The organism is Rhizobium ecuadorense, from assembly GCF_001187535.1.
GTDB lineage: Bacteria > Pseudomonadota > Alphaproteobacteria > Rhizobiales > Rhizobiaceae > Rhizobium > Rhizobium ecuadorense.
In genome coordinates, this window is the sequence record NZ_LFIO01001084.1 from 1 (window position 1) to 272 (window position 272).

Genomic DNA, 272 nt, shown 5'->3' on the forward strand with positions numbered 1-272 from the left:
GAGCGACACCACCATCGTATCAGGAATGTCGATGTCCTCGCGGAAGACGCAGCCGTCTCGGAAGTAGCCGTCGATCTTCGAGGGATCCTCGTAGAGTGAATCGAGGAAGGGATCGGCCTCGAGATCGAGGTAGTAGTCGCATTCATGCGTGTGCGGACAGAGCTTGCAGCGCGGGCCGCGGAACGGGCCCTTGCGGCCGTAATTCTGCAGGTCGGCGAAGGAGGTGACGGCGTCGGGATCGCTGTCGAGATACCAATTCAGCAGATCGAAAT

General features: G+C 59.6%; 1 pseudogene. It reads right to left on the minus strand.

The features are described 5' to 3' along the window. Positions 1-272 (minus strand): annotated as a pseudogene (locus AF337_RS22065) (gfo/Idh/MocA family oxidoreductase); the annotation flags it as partial.